Here is a 7,600-nt window from a genome sequence, read left to right on the forward strand (position 1 = left end):
CCAGTGTTTTGCTGCTCAGCTACTTCTGCTTGCACATTGAGGCGCGAATAGCCAGTACGGCGGCGCACCTCGCACAAGCAACCGGCCCGAAACTCGTTGAACTGGTCTTCCTGCACCGGGTTGTCGACCCGCAGGCGGATGATGTGGTGTTCGTCGGCCACAACAGGGCGGTTGAGCACGCTGTACTCACTCATACTGTGCACTTTCCTTTCTTCCTTCAGCTCGCCCCACACACGTTGAAGCAGGGTGTCATCGATGGGAGGCAAACCAGTAACGGGACCGGTGGGCTCGGTATTAACAACTGCTTTTTGGGTGTCGGCCTGCAAGAGCTGGGCCTTCATGTCCTTGAGACTGCCAAGGCCGGGGAGCTTACTAGTCAGTCCCAAAGGCTTCCCCATGGGCGGCATGCCGGGCCGAGGCGGCAGCGGGGCGGCCGTTACGGGCATCTGACCGGGTTCGTGGCCGGCTATACTCGGCTTGCCAATTTCGACGTGCGGTACGGTGTCGCGCAGCCGGGAGGTGGCGGGTACCTCGGTAGCCGTTTCGTCTTCGATGCTGGGCGTGTCGTGCAGTTCCTCCACGCCGCTTTCGATGGGCACTATAGGTTCTGGGTCGGCGGGGGCGGAGCGAGTTGCTAGCAGGGGAGCAGTTACTGGAGCAGTAGCTGGCACCGCCTCGCTGTTGGGGCGAATTGTACCGTTCGGCGAGCTGTAGGGGGCTGCTGTTTCGGCGGTGCCATCCGCAACAAGCTGACCGTTTGATGCCACTGGTGCGGAGGCCGCGGGAGGCGGGGCTACGCTACTTTTTTTTTTCGCCTCGCCGTTGTCTGTTGAAGGCTTGGCGCTGCCGTTGCTCGATGCGGTGGGGCCAGCACTTAGGTCGCGGGCAAATTGCACGGCGCCATTGAGATAAGCCAGCTTCATCAGCGTCAGCTCCACGTGCAGGCGCTGGTTTTTTGCTTGTTTGAACTCTCGGTCGCAGACGCTCACTAGATTCAGGGCCGACAGCAGAAACGAGAGCGGAGCCGCCTGGGCTTGCTGCACGTAGCGGTTTCGTAGATTATCGGATACTTCCAGCAACTGCACGGTTACGGGGTCTTTGCATACCAGCAGGCCACGCAAATGCTCGGCCGCGCCCACCACGAAATTGTGGAGGTCGAACCCGTTCTGCACCACCTCGTCGAGCAGCAGCAGCGTGGCCGACAGGTTTTCACCTAGCAGCGCGTCTACCAACCGGAAATAATACTCGTAGTCCAGAATGTGCAGGTTCTGCACCACATCCTTGTAGGTCAGGTCGTGGCCCGAGAAGGTCACCATCTGATCGAACATGCTCAGCGCATCGCGCAAACCACCATCGGCTTTTTGGGCCAACAGGTGCAAGGCGTCGTCTTCAGCCTGAATGCGTTCTTGGGTAGCAACGTAGCGCAGATGGCCCCGGATATCGTCAACCCGAATTCGGTTGAAATCGAAGATCTGGCAGCGCGAGAGAATGGTGGGGATGATCTTGTGCCGCTCGGTGGTCGCCAAAATGAAGATGGCGTAGCTCGGCGGCTCCTCCAAGGTCTTCAGAAAGGCATTGAAAGCCGCGTTCGAGAGCATGTGCACCTCGTCGATGATGTAGACCTTGAAGCGGCCCTGCTGCGGGGCGTAGCGCACCTGCTCCACGAGGCTGCGGATGTCTTCCACCGAGTTGTTGGAGGCGGCGTCCAACTCGTGCACGTTGAAAGAGGCATTTTCTTGGAAAGCACGGCACGACGAGCATTTGCCACAGGCTTCCAACTCGAACGGCGTGCTGTCGGGGTCGGCGGCTTGGTGCAGCGCGTCGGGCACGATGTCGGGCTGGGTTTCAAGTAGCTCCGATACGGGGCGGCCTTTGCGTACGTGCTCTTCTACGAACTCGCAGTTGATGGTTTTGGCCAGAATCCGAGCACAGGTGGTTTTGCCTACCCCCCGCGGGCCACAAAACAGAAACGCCTGCGCCAAGTGCTGGCTGGAAATAGCGTTTTGCAACGTGGTGGTGACGTGCTGTTGCCCTACCACGCTTCTGAACGTGGCTGGACGGTATTTGCGGGCCGAAACGACGAAATTTTCCATACGACTAGCCACAAAGATACCTTGAAAAGCCGGGGTTTGGAAGGCCGGCGGCGGCTGTTTGCTGTCAGCAATAGGCAAGTATTGCCGTAAAAAACTAGCCTAAAGCAAGCCAATAAGTTGAAATCTTTCTGCTGTCAAATACCAAAGCGTATTCCTATATATTATGTATATTATATATTATTACAAGGGTCTAGATTCAAGGTTATCAGATCTTCCAGCATGCGGAGAATTATGTATATTTTGATGGTATAATTCTAACTATCAAACAGTAGCGAGAATAAGGCAAGACAGGGTAGCTGCCTGTCGGCTCGCAACCGTTCCCGCCCTGTGCCCCACCGTTACGCTTTTCCCCCGGCTGTTTATTCACTGGTATGGTAGGGCTGCGGGAGAGGTACGTTGCGCTGAAGCCAAATGCTGGCTTCGCGCTTCTATAGTATTGCCAACGATCTGCTCCAATCGTGGTGTATGCCGCCAGCCGAAACAAGAAAGGCCGCCCTTGAGCCAGGGCAGAACCTTATGAGGATTGCTAGCTCACCTCAATAGCTATGCGCACCTAGTGTCTTGTGCGCCTTGTACTCAGTTAATCGATGCTCGCCGGAACCTTGCGGCTACGACCCGGTAAGGTGTAGGAGCCCCCAGAACTACGGCTTCCAACAGAATGCAACCTAAGAACATGCATTTGCAACGTGTGCAAACGGTATGCGCCGGCACTTGGTATTGCTTTGTATCTAGCTCAAGCAATAGGCTGAACGCTAGTGTTTTCCCTGAGTTCAGCAGCTATTCCACACTAGCCATGACAGCAAGCCGTTTCTACCTGACTTTGCACAACGCATGACAATCAAGAATTCAACTTGTGCTTTGAAGCCCGACCTGTTTAGGCGCAATTCACTTCCAACGCCGTTCCGAAACCAGTTGCTCCTGTTGCCAACGGTAAATAGTTGGCCTCATTTAAACATCAGTTGCTTGACCTCACTAGTAGTTAGCCTGCTTTCACCCAAGCACATCTAGGCTGCTGTGGGCTGATATGCACTACAGAAGCTGAGTGCTCAGCGGCTAGTACAGGGTCTTGTTGGCAACGCTACACGTGCTAGGCCAAAGTAGAGAGGCCACCTGGCTACTTGCTTAAGATGAATAATTGAGTCGTTATCATCAGGCCCTTTCCACGGCCTGTCTTGGGCGCTGCCAGCAGTAGCCACCGTTGCCCCACTGTTTCTCTTTCCATTTAAGCTATGAAAACCGCTGCCTTCCTCCTCAAGTTATTGTTCACGGTATTAACGCTAACTACCCTGGCGTTGCTGGTTACCGAAATAGCGCTGGCCCAACGCTCGACTGCCTACCCAGTCTTTTCACAGCCTAGCTCAACCGCGACGGCTCCTTCCGTATATTGCTACACCCGGGTAACACTCAAATAATGCGCTTACAACCCGCTGACAATTAATATGATTGGGTGAGCGGGCAGCAAACGAAAACCACTTGAACAGGTGGCCGATATGTTGGCCTTTGGCAATAGCAAACCCTCGTGTGTCTGTTTAAGCACCGCCGCGAAATAAAGCGCATCATACACAATGTTGTAGTTGGTGTTCTGGGGCTGACTCGCTCTGCCGCTTACTCAGTCCGCGCAACCTGTCTGCTGCCACACAAATTTCCCGTTATAGATACTTTTCAGAAACAGGCTAGTCGCCTTCCGCGACTTTGCCACTAGGTGTGCCCTTGCTCTTCGGCAAATAGACCATCCAGCCTTTCAGCCGCGAAGTAATGAGAAGCGGCCGGCTGCATGATCCGGATTCCCCGACACCTGCTACTAGGACAGCGTACGCTGTGCGGTGGCCGGGTCGCAGTCGGGAATAGGCTACAACTTTAGGGTTTATGCAATTGCACTCGAGAAAAATTGGGCACGTTTCGGCCACTCACTTCTCAAGTTGCTGAGTAGTTTTGTTGCTTCGGCAACCTGCTGGTTAGTAAAACTTGGATTATCAATTGCGTAATTCTAATAGTATGGCCGCTACATCCCGGCTTTTTGCACGTCTGCCCTCCGTCGTGCTTTGTATAGCGGTGGCGGTGGCGGCTCTGCCGTTTTTTCTGCTCAGCTATTACAACCATCCCTTCCTCGACGACTACTACAACGCCGCTAACGTGCGCACCACCGGGCTGCTGGCCCAGCAAATCGACCTGTACCTGCACTGGACGGGTCGGTTTTCTACTTCCTGGATTGTAACTGCCGCAAATCCGCTTGTATATAATTGGTACGACGGATTTCGCTTGACGCCGGCCCTCACGCTGTTCGCCACCTTGGGCGTGGTCTACTTGGGGTTGCGTACACTGAGCCAGTCGTTGCCGCGCGGGCAGGCGCTGCTGGCTGCTACGGTCTTTTTGCTGCTCTATCTGCATATTCTGCCCGATTCTTACCAGGCTATTTACTGGTTTACCGGGGCGGTAGTATATCATGGGGCGGGGCTGTTTCTGCTGCTCGTGTTCGTTGCCTCGGCACGGGCTCAGCAGGCCGTTCGGTCTGGGTGGCGCTTGGCGTGGCGTGTGGTGGCAATGGTGTGCACCGTGGCGGCGGCCGGGGCCAACGAAATGACCATGATGCACTTGTTGCTGGTGCTAGCTTTGCTGTTAGGTGTGAGTTGGTACCGGCGTCAATGGCCGCAGATGTGCTGGTGGGCCTTCCTACTGGCGCTGGCGCTGGTAGCTTCGGCCGTGACGGTGTTAGCGCCCGGCAACTTCGTTCGGATGAAAACCGATGGTTACGCCAAAGATCCTAGCAGTGCCAACCTATTGCGCCAAGTGCTAACGGCGGTGCCGGGCACGTTCGATATTGTCGAGCATTTGCTGGGAGGGTACGAATTTCCGTTTCGGCTGGGGCTGCCGCTGCTGGTTTGGGTGCCCACGGTGCTGTACTGGCAGCGGCGAGGCTGGCTTTCCGGTACCGTACGGCTGCCGTGGTACGGGGCCGCGCTGGTGCTCGTAGCCGGGCTCGTGTTCAGCGCTTTCTTGTTCAAGGCCATTATGGGCAGTACGCCGCCGGCTCGCGTTATCAACGGGCTGTTGTTTTTCTTGCTGCCGCTTGAGCTGTTGATGGTGTGGGCGGCGCTGGCGTACCATGAGCCCCGCTTTGCTGTGCGCCTGCCTGGCTGGCTATGGCGCTGGTCGCTGGTTGCCTTTGTAGTAGGGTTCGGTATGATGGGCATTCCGTTGCGGGCCTGGCAGGAACTGCTGCGCAGCGCGCCCGCCTACGACGAACAACTGTTGGCGCGCGAAGAGGAAATGCGCGCCGCCAAATCGAAAGGCACCGAGAATCTGGTGGTTTTACCGCTCTACGGCATCAAACCTCATTGGGTGATGATTACCGATTGGGACCTCACCACCGACCCTTGGCACTACGTCAATACCGAAACCGCGCTGTACTTCGGCGTCAAGACGATAGTGATCAATAAAGAATACATCCCCGCCGCCCACCCCGATTTTCACTATCAATAAGTGGTCTGCTCTGTGTTAGAGCGTCAACTACCAAGTTAGTTTCGGGCCGCGAAACAGGAACATTTTAGCTACTGGCAACGTTTTCCTTTCGATGTGCGTACATTCGCACCCCGCTATTCGTAGCGGGTTTCGTTCTTTCTAATCTGGGGCTGACCGGAATTGACAGCTTGTGCATGTCGCGAGTAAGCGTGTCGGGAGTTGGATGAATCTCCCGTTAAAAAGTCGTCCAAACAACAACCGGCGAGTATAGCTACGCCATGGCTGCTTAGTCTAGGTACTAAGTAATGTCATCGTCCCGCATCCGTCTTCCTTTTCACGGGTGAGTTCGGGGCGTCGTAAGTATTAGGATAGTCTTGGTGGCGCTGCGACGCCAAGGCGAAACTCAAGTAGATAAGGGCAAACCAAGGGCCTGATGTGCGCCTGGGATGTCACGAAAAAATAAGCATAGATACACACGTAGAAAGCTCGACGCCTTCCTTGTCTGGACCAGGGTTCGAATCCCTGCAGCTCCACTGAAAACCCTGCCTCCAGATTGGAGGCGGGGTTTTTGTTTTTTTGGGTACGCCAAGTGTGCGGATACTATCCTGCTTGTTGCTGAATGGGCGGCTACGGAGTTGCAGTAAAAGGCGGCAAAGGAATGCTGCTACCTTATCAGTAGGGTGAAAAACAAAGAGCCCAGTATTGGTACTGACCCTAGAGTCAACTTGCAAAGCAAGCAAAGGTTGTTTTAAAGATTTCTTATAAATACTTGAGCACCAAATTATTCCAGAGATAAATTGGCATCAAGAACAGCGACTTTACTCTGTTTAACTCCACTTAGCAGCGAGCCGCTAGAACACAAGAACATCTTAGGCAAAAAAGTGTGTTGCAGTGCTGTGCAAGGTAGTAAACAGCTTGGTTATGAGGTGAAACGGCCGTGAATTCGTTAGCTGACACACTGCGTTATTCCCACTTCTGCTGAATGAAAGTTCGTGGTTTCATTCGTTGAGGCAAGCTTTTAATTAAGTGTTTACTATATAAAATATATAATCTTTCGGTTATATATTAAAGTGTCGCAGAACATTGATTTATGGACGAATGCCAGAATTATATGAAGAACTATATTTTCTATTGTCATAATTCGTGGATAGGTTTGAGGAACTACGCCTTTGGTTGTAGCCAACCTGATTTCTTCCACTGTAAATTTTACTATGAAAACATCTTTTACGCCTACTATCTGCCGTCCTTTAGTTGTAGCTGCTCTGCTAGCTATACCGGGCCTAGCAGCGGCGCAAACCACTCCGCTCAGCAGCGCTGTGCGCCAGCTCAGCGGCCTGCATGCCAAGCTCGGTTTGAGCGAAGCTGATGCCGCTAACCCGGCCGTGACTAGCTCCTATACCGATGCTGGCGCCGACATCACCCACGTTTACCTGCGTCAGCGCTACCAGGGTATTGAAGTGTACGGGGCCGAAGCCGACCTGCACCTCGACCGCAACCAGAAGGTAGTGAGCATGCACAGCGGCTTTTTAGCCAATGTAGCTGGGGCAGCTCGTAGCGCCGCTACGGTGCCTACCCTCTCGGCCGTGCAAGCCGTAGCCGCTGCGGCCCGCACACTCAACCTGCCTGCGCCCAGCAACCTCGCGGTAATCAAACCCGGCACGCCCGCCGAAGGAGCAACTTTCTCGGAGGGCGGTATTTCGCTGGACCCGATTCTCGTTAAGCTCATGTATCAGGCCCGGCCTAGCGGCGAACTGGTACTGGTCTGGGATGTTACCATTGCTCCCAAAGTAGGTGACCACTACTGGAGTGTGCGCGTAGATGCCCGCACCGGCCAACAAGTAGATAAAACCGACTATACAGTTTCGGAGCCGGTTGACTTTATGGAGTTGACCCAGCGCTCCTTAGCTACCGCGTCGTGGCCCCAGCAGCAGCCTAACAGTGCGGCCGCTACGCCCAATAGCTACAACGTTTTCCCCCTCACGGTGGAGAGCCCCAACCACGGCGCCCGGCAGCTTTTGGTAAACCCGGCCGACCCAACGTACTCCCCC

The 7,600-nt window shown here is 54.7% G+C and carries 2 protein-coding genes, 1 other RNA gene and 1 pseudogene; 3 read left to right on the forward strand and 1 reads right to left on the reverse strand.

Translation table 11 applies throughout. From position 1 onward, the window contains the following. Positions 1-2,093 (reverse strand): DNA polymerase III subunit gamma/tau (dnaX, locus tag ACFE7X_RS24045; protein ID WP_375438225.1); only part of this gene is annotated, 2,093 nt, incomplete at its 3' end. 1,995 nt (positions 2,094-4,088) lie between these two features. Here dnaX and ACFE7X_RS24050 point away from each other — a divergent pair. The 3 genes and pseudogenes from ACFE7X_RS24050 to ACFE7X_RS24060 form a co-directional block, all read left to right on the forward strand. Next, positions 4,089-5,573: a DUF6056 family protein gene (locus ACFE7X_RS24050; RefSeq protein WP_375438226.1), complete on the forward strand. Its 1,485-nt coding sequence runs from the start codon at positions 4,089-4,091 to the stop codon at positions 5,571-5,573. Between the two features lie 145 nt (positions 5,574-5,718). Next, positions 5,719-6,088: a transfer-messenger RNA gene (ssrA, locus tag ACFE7X_RS24055) on the forward strand. Positions 6,089-6,763: 675 nt separating this feature from the next. Then, positions 6,764-7,600: pseudogene (locus tag ACFE7X_RS24060) on the forward strand (hypothetical protein); the annotation flags it as partial.

This window comes from uncultured Hymenobacter sp., from assembly GCF_964242765.1.
Classification (GTDB): Bacteria; Bacteroidota; Bacteroidia; order Cytophagales; family Hymenobacteraceae; genus Hymenobacter.

Coding starts and splice junctions, on each gene's coding strand:
- ACFE7X_RS24050 (WP_375438226.1), top strand. CDS start 4,089: ATGGCCGCTACATCCCGGCTTTTTGCACGTCTGCCCTCCGTCGTGCTT.